The 16,333-nt window shown below is 68.8% G+C and carries 11 protein-coding genes; 4 read left to right on the forward strand and 7 right to left on the reverse strand.

The annotated features are described in order from the left end of the window. Positions 1-2 precede the first annotated feature (2 nt). Complete coding sequence (locus tag U9J41_RS05285) at positions 3-620, forward strand: NF038129 family PEP-CTERM protein (protein ID WP_322400652.1); 618 nt, start codon at positions 3-5, stop codon at positions 618-620. Here U9J41_RS05285 and U9J41_RS05290 read toward each other — a convergent pair. The 7 genes from U9J41_RS05290 to U9J41_RS05320 all read right to left on the reverse strand — a co-directional run bounded on the left by U9J41_RS05290 (position 614) and on the right by U9J41_RS05320 (position 11,250). Next, positions 614-2,668 carry a glycoside hydrolase family 2 protein gene (locus tag U9J41_RS05290; protein ID WP_322400653.1) on the reverse strand — a complete coding sequence of 685 codons (2,055 nt, stop codon included), beginning with the start codon at positions 2,666-2,668 and terminating at the stop codon, positions 614-616. The genes U9J41_RS05285 and U9J41_RS05290 overlap by 7 nt on opposite strands. Before the next feature lie 58 nt (positions 2,669-2,726). After that, positions 2,727-4,511 carry an IlvD/Edd family dehydratase gene (locus tag U9J41_RS05295; RefSeq protein ID WP_322400654.1) on the reverse strand — a complete coding sequence of 595 codons (1,785 nt, stop codon included), beginning with the start codon at positions 4,509-4,511 and terminating at the stop codon, positions 2,727-2,729. Positions 4,512-4,517: 6 nt separating this feature from the next. After that, positions 4,518-5,399, reverse strand: a complete 882-nt coding sequence (locus U9J41_RS05300; protein WP_322400655.1) for an SMP-30/gluconolactonase/LRE family protein — start codon at positions 5,397-5,399, stop codon at positions 4,518-4,520. After that, entirely contained in the window at positions 5,396-6,184 is a 789-nt protein-coding gene (gene xylB, locus U9J41_RS05305) for a D-xylose 1-dehydrogenase (protein WP_322400656.1), read from the reverse strand. The genes U9J41_RS05300 and xylB overlap by 4 nt, the downstream gene beginning before the upstream one ends. Before the next feature lie 21 nt (positions 6,185-6,205). Then, positions 6,206-7,390, reverse strand: a complete 1,185-nt coding sequence (locus U9J41_RS05310) for a fumarylacetoacetate hydrolase family protein (RefSeq protein ID WP_322400658.1) — start codon at positions 7,388-7,390, stop codon at positions 6,206-6,208. Between the two features lie 16 nt (positions 7,391-7,406). Then, positions 7,407-9,797 (reverse strand): glycoside hydrolase family 3 N-terminal domain-containing protein, encoded by a 2,391-nt coding sequence (locus tag U9J41_RS05315; protein WP_322400660.1) that lies wholly within the window; start codon positions 9,795-9,797, stop codon positions 7,407-7,409. 340 nt (positions 9,798-10,137) lie between these two features. Beyond that, complete coding sequence (locus U9J41_RS05320) at positions 10,138-11,250, reverse strand: LacI family DNA-binding transcriptional regulator (RefSeq protein ID WP_322400662.1); 1,113 nt, start codon at positions 11,248-11,250, stop codon at positions 10,138-10,140. A gap of 181 nt (positions 11,251-11,431) precedes the next feature. On the opposite strand from U9J41_RS05320, the gene U9J41_RS05325 reads away from it, so the two are divergent. From U9J41_RS05325 to U9J41_RS05335, 3 genes are all read left to right on the forward strand, one after another. Further along, complete coding sequence (locus tag U9J41_RS05325; RefSeq protein WP_322400664.1) at positions 11,432-13,645, forward strand: alpha-glucuronidase family glycosyl hydrolase; 2,214 nt, start codon at positions 11,432-11,434, stop codon at positions 13,643-13,645. Between the two features lie 52 nt (positions 13,646-13,697). Continuing rightward, positions 13,698-14,831, forward strand: a complete 1,134-nt coding sequence (locus U9J41_RS05330) for an endo-1,4-beta-xylanase (RefSeq protein ID WP_322400666.1) — start codon at positions 13,698-13,700, stop codon at positions 14,829-14,831. 106 nt (positions 14,832-14,937) lie between these two features. Then, positions 14,938-16,302 carry a glycoside hydrolase family 27 protein gene (locus tag U9J41_RS05335; protein WP_322400668.1) on the forward strand — a complete coding sequence of 455 codons (1,365 nt, stop codon included), beginning with the start codon at positions 14,938-14,940 and terminating at the stop codon, positions 16,300-16,302. The last annotated feature ends 31 nt before the right edge of the window (positions 16,303-16,333 follow it).

Genomic DNA, 16,333 nt, shown 5'->3' on the forward strand with positions numbered 1-16,333 from the left:
ATGTGAAGACTCTCCTGGCGCAATGCTGCTGCGGGCTCGCCCTGCTCGCGGGTCATGCGGCCCACGCCGTTCCCACTTATCACGTCAGCATCGACACGGCCGGCCTGGCCGGCCGCGGACTGATGGACTTTACCTTTCTCGCCAACGCCGGCGCGACGCCGGCAACCGCCGTGTTGAACAACTTCAGCGGGGCCTTCGGCGCGGCGTTCGATCGCTCGCCCGGCGCCGCGGGCGGCATCCCGGACGGCATCGTCCTGGGCAACCAGAACGGCGGCGACTACCTGACGCAGTTCGTCGACCTGGGTGGCCTGTTCAGCTTCGACGTCCGCTTCGACGGCGATTTCGCCACCACCGAAACGATCGACGAATCGCAGTTCGACGCGACGCTCTACAACGACGACCTCACCGCCTACCTCGGCGGCACCGGCAGTTTCGCGGAATTCGTCCTCGTGCCGCAGCTGGACGGTATTCCCGGCCAGGTTCTGGCGTCGTCCCCGACCGGGCTGGCGAACGTCACGCAGGCCGCGGCAGTGCCCGAGCCGTCGGCACCGCTGCTGGCGCTGACCGCACTGGGCGTGCTGGGGCTCGTACGCCGGCGTTCGTCCTGCCGGCGTCACTGACCGGCCGGCGCCAGGGTCCACGCGACGTCGTCGACCAGCGCGCCGGCCTGCGCCTCGATCCGGTTCGCACCCGGTCCGAGGCGTACCTGCCAGCGCGCGATGCGGCCGTCGACGGGCTTCTCGCCCAGGTCGACGCCGTTCACGCGCAGGCGCACGGCCGGCTGGTTGCTGTACACCTTGACCTCGACGTCGGCCGCGGTGCGCCGCACCGCCCGGCGCGACGTGATGTACACCATCGGCTTCTTCGACCAGTTGGCCTGGTACCAGTAATACGCATCCTTCCTGACCTGGCGGTCCATGCTGACCAGGCCCTTGTCGTTGATGCCGGTCGCCGCGCCCTCGTTGCGGCCGCTGGACGCGAAATCGAAACCCGTCCACACGAAGCTCGCCCACAGCCACGGCGCCGCTTCGATCTGGCGCCACGCCGCTTCGTGGTACAGGGCCTGGTACTGCTCCGGATGCCAGCGGCTGTTCGCCACCGGGCGGCGCGGCGGGTCTTCCTGCTGCCGGCTACTGCCGCCGGCACCGTATTCGCTCAGCGCCTCGGGCGTGTGCGGGCGCAGTGCGTGATTGGACGCGAGGAACGGTGCGAGGTCCGCGAACGCCTTGTCGTACCAGCCGAAATACACATTCGACGCGATGGCATCCGTGTGCATCGCCTGCGGTCCGTCCAGCGGCGCGCAGCAGTTCGCGTACACCGTCGGCCGGCTGGCGTCCTCGTCGTGCACGAGCTTCTGCATCGCGTCGAGCAGGCGGACGCTCACGTCGTCCACCTTGTAGATCTCGTTGCCGAGTCCCCAGACGAATACGGACGGGTGGTTGAAGTTCTGGCGCACGAGTTCGCGCGCCTGCTGGGCGGCGTTGGCCGCGAACGCGGCGCTTGCACCGACCTCCGACGTCAGCGGCAGCTCCGTCCACACCAGGATGCCCTTGCGGTCGGCCAGCGCATAACTGTGCGCGTTGTGCTGGTAGTGGGCGAAGCGCAGGCCCGTCACGCCGAGGTCTTCCAGGATGCGGTAGTCGGCATCGATGTCCGTGTCCGCCACCGCCGTGCCCTTGCCCGGCGCCCAGGTCAGGTGCACGTTGACGCCGTGGACGCGGTACGGACGGCCGTTCAGCAGCAGCCCGCGCTCCGGGTCGAGCCGCACGGTGCGCACGCCGACCTCGTCGTCCACGCGATCGAGCGGCGCCCCGCCGCCCGCCCGCGCCACGGTCACGTCGCTCGTGTACAGATACGGATCGTCGACGCCCTGCCACAGGTGCGGCGCGGCCAGCACGGCGTCCATCTCCACCGGCACCACGCCGCGTGCCGGCACCGCGACGGCCTGCCGCGCCGTCGCCACGACGGCGCCGGCGGCGTCGCGCAGGCGCGCCGTCACGACCACGCGCTCGGCCCGTCCGCGCTCGTTGGCCACGCGCGCGCGCCAGTGCAGGTGCGCCTGCTTGTCCGTCACGTCCGGCGTGCTGAAATAGACGCCCGGTCCGCCCGCATCCAGCATGTCGATGTGGACGTCGGACGTCGTCACGAGCCGCACGCTGCGATACAGCCCGCCGTACAGCGTGTAGTCGCCGCCGAGCGGCGCCACGTCCGGCTGGCGCGCATTGTCGACCCGTACCGACAAGGCGTTGGCGCCCGGCTTCAGGTGCGCCGTGACGTCGAAGCGGAAGCGCGCGAACCCGCCTTCGTGGCGGCCGATGTGCGTACCATTCAGCCAGACGTCCGTCGTCAGCGCGGCGCCGTCGAATTCCAGGTACACGCGGCCCGCCCCGGCGGCCGGTGCCACGATCGTGCGCCGATACCAGCCGGGCCCGCGGTACGGATGCGGCGCCGTGCCGTCTTCCGCGTTGAAGGTATGCGGCAGCGTTACCTTGGCCCAGCCGCCCTGCGCCGGCGCGACCACGTCCGGCGCATCGCCCTTGATGAATTCCCAGCCGTCGTCCAGCGCGACCGTCGCGCGGGGCGATGCGGCCGCGTGGGCCGCGGCCATCCAGGTGCAGGCCAGCGTCAGCGCGAGGAGCCGGCAGATGCGAATCGCGAAAGCGCGCATGCGTGTATCCGATATAAAAAAAGGGCCCGCGAACGGGCCCTGGTGTTGAACAGGACGATCAGTGGTTATGCCGCGGCATGTCGTGCCCGACGCCGCGATACGGCAGCGCGAGCTCCATGCACGCACCCGTGTGCAGCTGGCCGACGGTGGCGCGGTAGATCTGCTGCCACGGCGTCTGGTTCGGCGGGATCGCCGGCGGCGCGTCCTTGCGGCGCGCTTCCAGTTCGGCGTCGGCGATCAGCACGTCGCAGCGGCCCGTGTTCAGGTCCACGCGCACCACGTCGCCCGTGCGCAGCAGCGCCAGGTTGCCGCCCGCCGCGCTTTCCGGCGACGCGTTGAGGATCGACGGACTGTCCGACGTGCCGGACTGGCGGCCGTCGCCCAGGGTCGGCAGCGCCGTGATGCCCTTCTTGATCAGCGCATCGGGCGGTTGCATGTTGACGACTTCCGCCGAGCCGGGCCAGCCCACCGGGCCGGAGCCGCGGATCACGAGCATCGTGCGCTCGTCGATGTTCAGGGCCGGATCGTTGATGCGGTGGTGGTAATCGTCCGAACCGTCGAACACGACGACCTTGCATTCGAATGCGTTCTCCGAACCCGGCGCCGACAGGTAGCGCTGGCGGAACGATTCCGAGATCACGCTCGTCTTCATGATCGCGAAGTCGAACAGGTTGCCCTTGAGGACCATGAAGCCGGCCTTTTCCTTCAGCGGGGCGTCGAACGGGTAGATCATCTCGCGGTCGATGCTTTCGCGGCCGACCAGGTTCTCGGCCATCGTCCTGCCGGTGACGGTCGGGCGCTGCGACCGCAGCATACCCTTCTGCTCCAGCTCCCACATGATGGCGGGCGTGCCGCCGGCGCGGTGGTAACGCTCGCCGAGGTATTTGCCGGCCGGCTGCATGTTCAGCAGCAGCGGCACGTCGTAGCCGTAGTCCATCCAGTCCTCGGTCGTGATCTCGACGCCGGCGTGGCGCGCCATCGCCACGATGTGCGGCTGCGCGTTGCTGGAGCCGCCGATCGCGGCGTTGACGACGATGGCGTCGATGAACGCCTCGCGCGTGAGGATCTGCGACGGGCGCTGGTCCTCGAACGCCATGCCGACGATGCGCTTGCCCGTTTCGTACGCCATCTGGCCGCGTTCGCGGTACGGCGCCGGAATGGCCGAGCAGCCGGTCAGCGACATGCCCAGCGCTTCCGCGACGGCGTTCATCGTCGATGCCGTGCCCATCGTGTTGCAGTGGCCGGCGGACGGCGCGGACGCGGTGGCGATGTCGATGAATTTCTTCTCGTCGATCTCCCCGGCGGCCAGGCGGCGGCGGCCCTTCCAGATCGCGGCGCCGGAGCCGACCAGTTCACCTTCGAACCAGCCGTCCAGCATCGGACCACCGGACAGCACGATGGCGGGAATGTCGACGGTGGCGGCGGCCATCAGCTGGGCCGGCGTCGTCTTGTCGCAGCCGGTCGTCAGCACGACGGCGTCGATCGGGTAGCCGTGCAGGATCTCGACCAGGCCCAGATACGCGAGGTTGCGGTCCAGCGCGGCGGTCGGGCGGCGGCAGTTCTCGAAGATCGGGTGCAGCGGGAATTCCATCGGGATGCCGCCGGCGTCGCGGATGCCGTCGCGCACGCGCTTGGCCAGGTCCAGGTGGATGCGGTTGCACGGCGAGATGTCGCTGCCGCTCTGGGCGATGCCGATGATCGGCTTGCCGGAGCGGAGTTCCTCGGGCGTGATCCCGTAGTTCATGAAGCGCTCGAGGTACAGCGCCGTCATGTCGATGCGCTCCTCGTTGTCGAACCAGTCCTGCGACCGGAAGCGCTTCGGTTTGCTGTTCTGTTGTGTCATTCCGTATTACTCCTGCAGCGCCAGCACGTGGTGCGGCAATCCGGCCGTTTCGGCGCGGAAGGTGAACAGCGCGCCCGCGAGCGGCTGCTGGGCCAGTGCCTCGGCCGACAGGCCCTTGCGCGCCGACGTCGCGTACACGGTGCGCAGGTCGTCGCCGGCGAAGGCCAGCTTGGTGATGTTCGAGCAGGGGAAGCGCACTTCCCCGACCTTGCGGCCGGCGGCGTCGCGGCGCTCGATGCGCCAGCCGCCGAACACCGCGATCCATACGTGGCCGTCGGCGTCGACCGCCATCCCGTCCGGATGGCCGCCGTCCGTGATGTCTGCGAACAGGCGCTTGTTCGACAGGCTGCCATCGAGCCCCAGATCGAAAGCATACACCCGTTTATCCAGCGTGTCGGTGTGATACAGCGTGCGCCCGTCCGGGCTCACGGCCGGGCCGTTCGTGATGATATAGCCGTCGTCCATGCGCACGACGCGCTTGCCGTCGAAACGGTACAGGACACCCGTCGGTTCGGCCTCGCCGTCGTCCATCGAACCGAACCACAGGCGGCCCTGCGCATCGACGTGGCCGTCGTTGAAGCGGTTGCCCGGCACGTCGGCCTCGACCTTCGCGAACGGGACGAATTCGCCGCTCGCCTCGACGAAGCGGTACAGTCCGTCCTCGAGCGAGACCACGAGGCCGCCGTCGTCGGCACGCACGACGAAGCTCACCTGGCCTGGCGCCGCCCAGCTGCGGCGCGCGCTGCCGTCCGGCGCGCAGCAGTGCAGGCGGCGGCCCTTGATGTCGACGAACCAGACCAACTGGTGTTCGGCATCCCACAGGACGCCCTCGCCCAGCGTGGCCTCGACTTCCCACAGCGGCGTGGGTGCGGTGGCGATCCCGCTCATGCGCCGTACCAGCCCGCATCGACGAAGTATTCGCGGCCGCTGATGTGGCGCGCGTTGTTCGATGCCAGGAACAGCGCCAGCGCGGCCACGTCTTCCATTTCCACGCGCTCGGGGATGCACTGGCCGGCCAGGATGCGGGCCTCTTCGTCCGGGTTGTGCCACAGCGCCTTCTGGCGCGGCGTCACGACGGCGCCCGGCACGACCGTGTTGGCGCGGATGCCGTGCGGGCCGAATTCGCGCGCCTGGCTGCGGGTCATGCCTTCGATGGCGGCCTTCGCCATCATGTACAGGCCCAGTTGCGTGTGCGGCAGGTGCCAGGAAATCGAACCGAAGTTCAGCAGCACGCCGTACTTGCGCTCCTTCATGCCCGGGATCACGGCCTGCGCGCAGAAGTACTGGTGGCGCAGGTTCACGTTCATGCGGCTTTCCCAGTACGCCGGCGTCACGTTCTCGATGTCGTGGCGGTCGTCGTTGGCGGCGTTGTTGAGCAGGATGTCGACGCCGCCCGCCTCTTGCTCGATGCGCGCGAAGGTGGCCTTCAGCTCGTCGATGTTGGTCAGGTCGCACTTGATGAATTTGGGCGCGTGGCGCGAATTCGCCAGCGCGGCTTCCAGCGTGCGCGACGCTTCCTCGGCGATGTCGAGGAAGTACACGCGGGCGCCCTGGCCGGCGAACGCCGTCGTCAATTCGCTGCCGATGCCGCTGCCGCCGCCGGTGATCACGACCCGCTTGCCGGCGAGGTCCGGGTACGTCGCGTAGACGAATGCTTGGTTTTGTTCAGACATGTAGTTCTCGTTATATTCGGTTCAAAGCAGGCCGCGTTGGGCCAGGTTGGCGTACAGCGCGCGCACGCCGAAGGTCCACGGTGCGATCGCGTCGCTGCGGTGGACGGTGTTGACCAGGGTCCCCAGCGACGGCGTGGAGATGCTCACGCGGTCGCCCGGGTGGTGCGTGAAGCCGCCGCCTTGCGCATCGCGGTCCTTGATCGGCGAGAACATCGTGCCGAGGAAGAGCATGAAGCCGTCCGGGTACTGGTGATGCTTGCCGCAGGTCTGGCTGACCAGGTCGAGCGGATCGCGGCTGATCTCGCGCATGAAGCTGCGGCCCTCCAGTTCGAAGCCGTCGTCGACGCCTTCGATCAGCATGCGCACTTCCGCGCCGCGCAGCGTGTCGATGTCGAAGTCGCCGTCGAACAGGCGGATGAACGGGCCGATGGCGCAGGAACCGTTGTTGTCCTTCGCCTTGCCGAGCAGCAGCGCGCTGCGGCCTTCGATGTCGCGCAGGTTGACGTCGTTGCCCAGCGTGGCGCCGACCACCTGCGCGCGGCTGTTCACGGCCAGGACGATCTCCGGTTCCGGGTTGTTCCAGTGCGAACTCGGATGCAGGCCGACGGCCGCGCCGTGGCCGACCGCCGACATCGGCTGCGACTTGGTGAATACTTCCGCGTCCGGGCCGATGCCCACTTCCATGTATTGCGACCACATGCCGCGCGCCGACAGGTCGGCCTTCAGGCGCATCGCGGCCTCGCCGCCCGGTTCCAGTTCCGACAGGTTGGTGCCGATCGTCGCCTGCAACTGCGCGCGCAGCGCGTTGGCGCGGGCCGGGTCGCCCTTGGCCTGTTCCTCGATCACGCGCTCCAGCAGGCTGACGGCGAACGTCACGCCGCAGGCCTTGACTGCCTGCAGGTCGCACGGCGCCAGCAGGCGCACCGGCGCGCCGTCGTCGCCCCGCAGCGCGGCCGCGACCAGCGCGTTCACGTCGCCCAGGTCCTCGCCTTCCGCGCCGCGCACGATGGCGACGAGGTCGTCGCGTTCGAGCAGTTCGGACACGGTCGGGGCGTGGCGGGTGATGTCGATCACGCGGCCCTTGCGCACGGCGACCACGGCGGGACCCGCCGTGCCGTTGTCGTTCTGGGCCGCGCGCCAGACACGGCCGACCATCAGGGCCTGGTCCAGGTCCTGGGGCAGCGGATTGGCTTGGATAGCTGTCATGTTGTTCTCTCTAGGGTTATGCCACCGTCAGCGTCGTTTTTTTCAGGTCGACGCTGTTCGGTCCTGCGAAAATGGTGAATGTCCCCGGTTCCACGACGCGTTTCATGTCGGCGTTGTAGAACCACAGGTCGGAAGGCTGGATGTCGAACGTGACCGTGCGCTTTTCGCCCGGTTCGAGCGTCACGCGCTCGAAGCCCTTCAGTTCCAGCAGCGGACGGGTGACCGAACTGACGTCGTCGCGGATATACATCTGCACGACTTCGTCGCCGCGCACCGCGCCCGTGTTGTGCACGTCGACCTGCACCCGGGTGCTGCCGTTGGCCGCGATCCGGTCCTTCTCGAGGCGCGGCGCGGAAATCTCGAAGCGCGTGTACGACAGGCCGTAGCCGAACGGGTACAGCGGCGTCGTCACGTCGTCGATGTAGCCGCGGCGGCTGCTCGGCTTGCGGTTGTAGAACATGGGCAGCTGGCCGACGTCGCGCGCGATGGTCACCGGGAGCTTGCCGCCCGGGCTCACTCGGCCGAAGATCAGGTCGGCGATGGCGTTGCCGGTCTCCTGCCCCATGTACCAGCATTCCAGCAGCGCGCCGGCGCGCTCGGCCAGCAGGTTCACGGACAGCGGACGGCCGTTCAGCAGCAGCACGACGGTCGGCTTGTTCAGCGCGAAGATGGCGCGCGCCAGGTCGTTCTGCTGGCCGATCAGGTCCAGCGTGGTGCGGTCGCCAAGGTGGTTGTCGGCCCAGGCCTCGCGCGCCGTCTGTTCGTTGTCGCCCAGGACCATGACGATGGTGTCGGCCGATTTCGCCGCTTCCACCGCCTCGGCGATCAGGCGCGCGTTGACTTCCGGCTTGGTCCACACGATCTCGTCCTGGCCCCACACATGGCCTTCCGTCAGGCGCACGCCTTCCGCATACGCGAGCGGGAAGCCGTGGGTCTGCGCCTCCTTCTGCAACGCCTCGTAGACCGAGACGACGTGGCGCGGCTTGTCCGAATAGCCGCCGATCGGCGTGTCCCTCGCATGCGTGCCGACCAGCAGCAGCTTGCCGACCTTCTGCGGCGCGAGCGGCAGCAGGCCCTGGTCGTTTTTCAACAGGACGGCGGTGCGCTGGGCAGCCTTGCGCGCGAGGGCGATGGCCGCCGGCGTCGCCGTGCGGGCGTCGGCCTGGGCGGCGTCGGCGTACGGGTTCTCGAACAGGCCCGCCTCGAACTTCAGGCGCAGGATGCGGCGCACCACCGTGTCGATCTCACGCTCCGTGATCTTGCCTTCCTTGACCAGTTGCCCCAGCGCCGCATAGCCCGCCGGGTCCGGCGTCTCGATATCGACGCCCGCCTTGAACGCGCGCAGGCCCGCTTCCTTCACGGATGCGACCAGGTGGTGGCGGCTGCCCAATTCGGCGATGGCCATGTAGTCGGACACGGTCAGGCCCTGGAAACCCCATTCGCGGCGCAGCACGTCGGTCAGCAGCCAGCGGTTGGCGTGCGACGGGATGCCGTCGATCTCGTTATACGACGGCATCACGGCCGCGATCTTGGTTTCCTTGATAATCTTTTCGAACGGCGGGAAGAAGTCCTCGCGCAGCGCGCGCTCGCCCACGTTCGCAGGGCCGATGTTGGTGCCGCTTTCCGGCTGGCCGTGGCCCGTCATGTGCTTCAGCGTGGCGTAGACCTTGTCCCTGGCCAGCGGCAGCGTGTCGCCCGAGAAGCCCAGCACGGCGGCCTTGCCCATGGTGCCGCACACGTGCGGATCCTCGCCATAGGTTTCCTCGATGCGGCCCCAGCGCGGCTCGCGCGCCACGTCGACGACGGGCGCCAGCGCCAGGTTGGCGCCGCGCGCGCGCATTTCCTTCGCGGCGAACGAGAAGATCTGCTGCACCAGTTCCGGGTCGAACGTAGAGGCCAGGCCGATCGCCTGCGGGAAGCTGGTCGCCTCCGGCGCCACGTAGCCGTGCAGCGATTCCTCGTGCATGAAGACGGGGATGCCCAGGCGCGTCTGCTCCAGCGCCCACTTCTGCACGGCGTTCACGTATTCCGCCGTTTCCTTCGGACCGCGGTTGCCCACGGCGCCGGAGTTGCCGGCGTTGTTGTCGGCGCCGACCTGGCGGTCGGACGGGCGCGCGAACATGCCCATGCCGTTCGGATGCACGCGGCTGGCCTTCTCGTGCGAAAAACTCGTGTCCGGGTTCTGCAGGTCCTTCTTGGTCAGCCACACGCACTGCATCTGCGCGATCTTTTCGTCGAGCGTCATGCGGCCCAGCAGATCATCCACGCGCGCCGCGACGGGCGCGCCCGCCTGCTTGTACACCGCCGCGCCACCCTTCGCGGCCTTCGCCGCCATCGCGCCCGGCACGACGGCCATGCCGGCCGCACCGCCCACGGTGGCCAGAAACTCCCTGCGTTTGATACCCATCGACTTATATCTCCTGCTTGTTTTTGTAGGTGCCGCCGTCGACGCCGGCGGACTGGTTTGCCTGGCATGTGCTCAACATTCCAATAACAGAAATGTTACCGCAACCATTCCAGTCTAATCGGCACATTTAGCCCTTGTCAATCAATTATTCGGAAGATGTCCGGCAGAGGCGCCGCGATGGGTGCAATACAGGCGCGCAGCGGCCCGCGCGATGGCAGAATCGGGTGGGAACGCGGGGAAAAGGGATGTTAGCGTGAACAAGACGCAACGCCCGGGCGGGCGCGGCGCGTCATGCGGGATGGGTGCGACAGGACCGGGCCGGGCGCCGCCGGCCCGGCAATCAGCCGGCGCGCTTGCCTGCGGCCAGCGGCAGCAGCGCCGACGGACGGGTGCGCGGCGCGGCGTCGGACTGGCGGCGCACCAGTTCGAAATCCATGCGCACCTGTTCCGGTTCCGCGACCTCGCCCTCGCGCAGCGCACGCACGCGGCGCACGAGCGACTGCACGGCTTCGCGCGCCATGCCGGCGATCGGCTGGCGCACCGTCGTCAGTTCCGGCCAGATGGTGGTGGCCAGCGCCGTGTCGTCGAAGCCGGTGACGGTGAGGTCGCCCGGCACGTCGAGCCCAAGGCGGTGCGCGACGGCGACGGCGGCCGCCGCCATGTCGTCGTTGCTGGCGAAGATGGCGGTGGGACGCTCTTCCAGCGCCAGCAGGTGTTCCGCGGCGTCGAGGCCGGAGCGGTAGGTGAACATGCCCTGCACGATGAGCTCCGCCGACGCGTCCGCGCCCTGCTCCGCGATCGCCGCGCGATAGCCCTCGAGGCGGCGCGCGCTGGCCGTCTGGTTCGGATGGCCGACGACGAAGCCGATGCGGTGGTGCCCCAGGTTGATCATGTGGCGCGTCATCGCGTGGGCCGCTTCGAAGTCGTCGATGCTGACGGCGCCGACGCGGCTGTCCGGCAGGCCGCAGGCCACGACGACGGCCGGGATGTTCGCGCCCGCGATGGCGGCGAGCACCTCTTCGCTGTCGCACAGGGGCGGCGGCAGGATGATGCCGTCCAGGCCATTCTCGACGAGGCGCCGGGTCTGCTCCGCCTCGTGCTCGCCGGCCTCGCATTTTTCCACGAACAGCTGGACGTTGTTCAGGCCCGACTGGCTCAGCAGGCCGACGAGGAACTCGCTCAGGTAGGCCGCGCTCGGGTTGCTGTACAAGAAACCGACGCGGATCGGCTTGGAACCGGCGAGGTTGCGCGCTTCCTGGTTCGGCGTGTAGTTCAGCGCCGCCACGGCTTCCGCGACCTTGCGCCGCGTACTTTCGCGCACGAGCCCCTTGCCGTTCATGACGCGCGACACCGTCATCGCGGACACGCCCGCGAGCTTGGCGACGTCGGCCATCGTCGGCTGACCCCGGCGTTCCGCCTCTTCCTGGACGGACTCTACTTTGGCTTTGGTCATGTTCTCCCGGTTCCCCATCCTTTTGTTTGCGCTATCTTAGCACTTCACAGGCATGCAAGGATAGCTGTAAAGATAGACGTAAACACCCAGAAATCGATTTCCCATTTCCAAAGTTTGCGCTAACATTCCTGCGCCGGGCGGGCCGCCGCAGCCGGCAACCATAAATACAACGGAGACTACGATGCAGCATTTCCTGCGGCATGCCCGCGCACGGCTGACGGCGGCGCTCGCGCTGACCGCCCTCCTCGGGCTGTCCTGCGCCCATCTCGCCCATGCCGCCGACGAAGACGGCTACGACCTGTGGCTGCGTTACCGGCCCCTGCCCGCCGCCGGGCGGGCCGCGCTGGCGGCGTCCGCCACCGGCATCGATGCGCCGGACGACACCCCGACCGTCCACGCCGCTGCCAACGAACTGCGGCGCGGCCTGGCCGGCCTGCTGGCGCGCGCGCAGGACGCGATACCGGCCGCCACGCAGCCGCGTGCCGGCACCATCGTCCTGGCCCGCGCCAGGCTGCCGGCCGGCCTGGCCGACGCGAGCGCCGTGCGCCGCGAGCTCGCCACACTCGGCGCCGATGGCTATATCGTGCGCCCCGCGCGCATCGGGGATGCGCCCGTCACCCTGATCGCGGCCAACACGGACATCGGCCTGCTGTACGGCAGCTTCGCCTTGCTGCGCCAGCTGCAGCTCGGCGTCGCGCCCGAGCACATCACCCTTCTGGAGAAGCCCGCGCTGCCGCTGCGCGTGCTCGACCACTGGGACAACCTGGACCGCACCGTCGAACGCGGCTACGCGGGCGAATCGATCTGGAACTGGTGGGAACTCCCCAACATCATCGATCCGCGCTACACCGATTACGCGCGCGCCAACGCGTCGCTCGGCATCAACGGCACGGTCCTGAACAACGTCAACGCGAAAGCCGAGGTCCTGAGCCCGGCGTTCATCGCCAAGACGGCCGCCATCGCCGCCGTGCTCCGGCCATACGGCATCCGCGTGTACCTGTCCGTGCGCTGGTCGACGCCGCTGGAACTCAAGGAGACGAAGACGGCCGATCCGCTCGATCCGGCGGTCGCCGCCTGGTGGGCGCGCAAGGCCGACGAGATCTACCGCAGCATTCCCGACTTCGGCGGGTTCCTCGTCAAGGCCAATTCGGAGGGCCAGCCCGGCCCGCAGGACTATGGCCGCAACCACGCGGACGGCGCCAACATGCTGGCGCGCGCCCTCGCGCCGCACAAGGGCATCGTCATGTGGCGCGCCTTCGTCTACAGCCCGCCTGCGCAACCGAACCAGGTCAGCGACCGCGCCGCGCAGGCCTACGACCAGTTCAAGCCGCTGGACGGGAAGTTCGACAAGAACGTGCTCGTGCAGGTGAAGAACGGCGCCATCGACTTCCAGCCGCGCGAACCGGCGCATCCGCTGTTCGGCGCCATGCCCGCCACGCCGCTGATGATGGAATTCCAGGTGACGAAGGAATACCTCGGCTTCGCCACGCACCTCGTCTATCTCGGCGCCCTGTTCCAGGAAACGCTGCGCTTCGACACCCGCGCCGGGAACAAGCCGATGACGGTCGCGCGCGTGCTGGAAGGCGCCCAGGCCGGCCGCGTGGGCGGCATCGCCGGTGTCGCGAACATCGGCAGCAGCCGTAACTGGACGGGGTCGACGTTCGACCAGGCCAACTGGTATGCCTACGGCCGCCTCGCCTGGAACCCGGACCTCGACAGCCGCGCCATCGCGCGCGAATGGGCGGGCCAGACGTTCGCGCCGGACGCGCGCGTGGTCGATCCGGTCGTCGACATGATGATGCGCTCGCGCGAGGCGGCCGTCGACTACATGACGCCCCTCGGCCTGCACCACATGATGGGTACCGGCCACCACTACGGCCCCGCGCCCTGGGTCGACGACCTGGCGCGCGCCGACTGGAACCCCGTGTATTACCACCGCGCGGGCAAGGACGGCATCGGCTTCGACCGCACCGCCACGGGCAGCAACGCCGTGGCCCAATATGCGCCGGAAGTCGCGCGCCGCTTCGCCGACCCGGCCACCACGCCGCCCGAACTGCTGCTGTGGTTCCATCACCTGCCGTGGGACTACCGCATGCCGTCCGGCCGCACCCTGTGGGACGAGCTGGTCGCGCACTACGACCACGGCGTGGCCGAAGTCGATGCCATGCAGGCCGAGTGGCAGCGCCTGCGCCCGTTCGTCGACGCGCGCCGCTTCGACGACGTCGCCCAGCGCCTGGCCCAGCAGCGTCGCGAAGCGCAGTGGTGGCGCGACGCGTGCATCGCCTATTTCCAGCACCAGTCCGGCCTGCCGCTGCCGGCCGGCGTGCGCGCGCCGGCGCAATCGCTCGACTATTACCGCAAGCTGGAATTCCCGTTCGCGCCCGGCCACGGATAAACACGCAATTGCCACCGTCATACCACCACACAAAACAGAAGGACTACACACAATGACATCGAGACGAGAGATCATCAAGGCGCTCGCCGGCGCCGCCCTGCTGCCCGCCGCCGCGCCCTTCGCGCGCGCGCAGGGGCCCGCGGGCGAGACGCTGAAGGACGCCGCCGCCCACAAGGGCATGCGCTTCGGCACCGCCATCAGCCACGGCCGCAACCAGTTCGGCGACCCGGCCTACCGCGCCCTCGTCGAACGCGAGTGCAACCTGATCGTCCTGGAAAACGAGATGAAATGGCAGGCCGTCGAGCCGGCGCCGGGCAAGCCGAACTTCGGCGCGGCCGACGACGTGATCGCATGGGCCAAGGACAAGGGCATCGCCGTGCGCGGCCACAACCTGTTCTGGCAGGCGGAAAAATGGCTGCCGGCGTGGGTCGCGAAGCAGAACTTCGGCCCCCAGCCGGGCAAGGCCGTCGAGCAGCTGATGCGCACGCACGTGAGCACCGTGTGCGGCCACTTCGGCAAGGCGATCCAGAGCTGGGACGTCGTCAACGAAGCCGTCGACCCGGCCGACGGCAAGCTGCGCCAGAACGCGCTCACGCGGCCGCTGGGCGCCGTCGAACAGATCGACCTCGCATTCCGCCTGGCGCGCGAGTACGCGCCGCAGGCGCAGCTGGTCTACAACGACTACATGCGCGGCGACGCCGGCAGCGCGCGCCATCGCGCGGGCGTCCTGTCCCTGCTGGCGGCGCTGAAAAAGCGCGGCACGCCCGTGGGGGCGCTGGGCCTGCAGAGCCACATCGGCTCGTGGGATGAAACGGACCGGGGCCGCGCCGACCTCGTGGAATGGCGCAAATTCCTCGACGAGGTGAGCGCCATGGGCTACGGTCTCCTGATCACGGAGCTGGACGTGAACGACCGCCGCCTGCCGGCCGACATCGCCAAGCGCGACGCCGGCGTGGCCGCCGCCACCCGCGACTACCTGGACGTGACGCTGTCCTACCCGCGCCTGCACGACATCCTCGTGTGGGGCCTCGCCGACAACGTCAGCTGGCTCCAGACCTGGGACGAGGCGCCGCGCAAGGACAAGCTGCCGATGCGCCCGACGCCGTTCGACGACCACCTCAAGGCCAAGCCGATGCGCCAGGCGATCATCGACGCGATCAAGGCGGCGCCGGCGCGCCAGGCGTGAGCGGAGCGATACCGGTTTCGGGATCGGTCGGCGCAAACAAGTGATTGGTGCGCCGGCCGACCCATCCCTATACTCGCGCGAACCCTTTCAACCACCTGACCTACCTATGGATTCCAACCGCCGCCGCCTGCTCACCGCCTCCCTCGCCACCGCCGCCGCGGCGAGCGTGCCCTCCCTCGCCGCCGCCGCGGCGTCCAGGACCGCTTCACCCGGCGCGGGCCTCGCGCCCACGCCGCCCATGGGCTGGAACAGCTGGAACTCGTTCGCCACGACGATCACCGAAGCGCAGACGCTGGAGACCGCGGACATCATGGCCGCCAAGCTGCTGCCGTTCGGGTACAACGTGCTGACCGTGGACATCCAGTGGTACGAGCCGAATGCGACCAGCTATGAATACCGCAAGGATGCCGAGCTGACGATGGACAAGTACGGCCGCCTGCTGCCCGCGCCGAACCGGTTCCCGTCGGCGCGCGACGGCGCCGGCTTCAGGAAGCTCGCCGACCAGATCCACGCGCGCGGCATGAAGTTCGGCATCCACGTCATGCGCGGTATCCCGCGCCAGGCCGTGCGCCTGAACACGCCGATCCTCGGCACGAACCTGCACGCGCGCGACATCGCCGACACCGAATCCGTCTGCGCGTGGAACGGCGACATGTACGGCGTCGACATGACGAAGCCGGGCGCGCAGGCCTATTACGACTCGGTGTTCAAGCAGTTCGCGGCGTGGGGCGTCGACTTCGTCAAGATGGACGACATGTCGCGCCCCTACGAAAAGAACTGGCGCGAGATCGAGGGCGCGCACAAGGCCATCGTGGCCAGCGGCCGTCCCATCGTCCTGTCGCTGTCGCCGGGCGAGACCGACCTGCGCTGGGCCAGCCACGTGCCGCACTACGCCCAGATGTGGCGCATCTCGGACGACTTCTGGGACGAGTGGCGCCTGCTCGCCGAACAGTTCCAGCGCCTGGAAAACTGGAACCCGACCATGCGCGAGAACGCGTGGCCCGACGCCGACATGCTGCCGCTCGGCCGTCTCGCGCTCGGCGCGCGCGACACCAAGTTCACGCCCGACGAGCAGCAGACCCTGATGACCCTGTGGAGCATCGCCCGCTCGCCGCTGATCATGGGCGGCGACCTGCGCCACCTGGACGCGAAGACGCTCGCCTTGCTGACGAACCCGGAGGTGCTGGCCGTGAACCAGCGCAGCCGCGACAACCGTCCGCACCGCGCGGATGCCGGCACGCGCATCTGGAGCGCACGGCCCGCCGACAAGCGCGGCGTGCAGTACCTGGCGCTGTTCAACACGGCGGATGCGCCGGCCGACATCGTGTTCGACCTGTCGCGCCTCGACCTCGGCGACCGCACCGTCAATGTGCGCGACCTGTGGGCGCGGCACGACCATGGCACGGTCAAGGGCGCCATCCGCGCGACCCTGCCGCCGCACGGGTCGACGCTGCTGGGCATCACGGCTTGAGTGAGAAAGGGTGACTATTCACACCGCATGA

Origin of the sequence: Massilia luteola, from assembly GCF_034420155.1 — a bacterium.
In the GTDB taxonomy this organism is placed as follows: Bacteria; Pseudomonadota; Gammaproteobacteria; order Burkholderiales; family Burkholderiaceae_D; genus Telluria; species Telluria luteola.

Excerpts from the sequence above, each read along its gene's own strand:
- U9J41_RS05290 (WP_322400653.1), bottom strand. The coding sequence starts at position 2,668 with ATGCGCGCTTTCGCGATTCGCATCTGCCGGCTCCTCGCGCTGACGCTG.
- U9J41_RS05295 (WP_322400654.1), bottom strand. The coding sequence starts at position 4,511 with ATGACACAACAGAACAGCAAACCGAAGCGCTTCCGGTCGCAGGACTGG.
- U9J41_RS05300 (WP_322400655.1), bottom strand. The coding sequence starts at position 5,399 with ATGAGCGGGATCGCCACCGCACCCACGCCGCTGTGGGAAGTCGAGGCC.
- xylB (WP_322400656.1), bottom strand. The coding sequence starts at position 6,184 with ATGTCTGAACAAAACCAAGCATTCGTCTACGCGACGTACCCGGACCTC.
- U9J41_RS05310 (WP_322400658.1), bottom strand. The coding sequence starts at position 7,390 with ATGACAGCTATCCAAGCCAATCCGCTGCCCCAGGACCTGGACCAGGCC.
- U9J41_RS05315 (WP_322400660.1), bottom strand. The coding sequence starts at position 9,797 with ATGGGTATCAAACGCAGGGAGTTTCTGGCCACCGTGGGCGGTGCGGCC.
- U9J41_RS05320 (WP_322400662.1), bottom strand. The coding sequence starts at position 11,250 with ATGACCAAAGCCAAAGTAGAGTCCGTCCAGGAAGAGGCGGAACGCCGG.
- U9J41_RS05325 (WP_322400664.1), top strand. The coding sequence starts at position 11,432 with ATGCAGCATTTCCTGCGGCATGCCCGCGCACGGCTGACGGCGGCGCTC.
- U9J41_RS05330 (WP_322400666.1), top strand. The coding sequence starts at position 13,698 with ATGACATCGAGACGAGAGATCATCAAGGCGCTCGCCGGCGCCGCCCTG.
- U9J41_RS05335 (WP_322400668.1), top strand. The coding sequence starts at position 14,938 with ATGGATTCCAACCGCCGCCGCCTGCTCACCGCCTCCCTCGCCACCGCC.